The following is a 246-nucleotide window of genomic DNA, read 5'->3' as shown; positions in this document are numbered from 1 at the left end:
ATGCTGGTGTGGAAATTCTTGTGTGGTCATAAAGTTATTGGTTTTCGTGCAATGTTTTCAGACGGCCTGATGCGGTCGGAATGGGTTTGTTGTTTTGGAAATCAGCGCACTTCTTTGGCTGCTTCCTGCTCGGCTTTGTGGCGGCGCAGAAATTCGATGGCGGCGGCTTTTTCGGCTTCGTTGCCGTATTTGGCATCACGTTGGGCGCGGCGCAGTTCGGCGCGTTCTTTGGCTTCTTCGATTTGG

1 pseudogene is annotated in these 246 nt (G+C 52.0%); it reads right to left on the bottom strand.

What is annotated here, in order from left to right:
• Window positions 1-101: 101 nt before the first annotated feature.
• Window positions 102-246, bottom strand: a pseudogene (locus tag ACTHSP_RS23955) (RnfABCDGE type electron transport complex subunit B); the annotation flags it as partial.

It is taken from the genome of Neisseria sp. P0001.S005, from assembly GCF_051963715.1.
The sequence above is the reverse complement of the archived record's forward strand: the minus strand, read 5'-3'. Positions and strand labels throughout refer to the sequence as shown.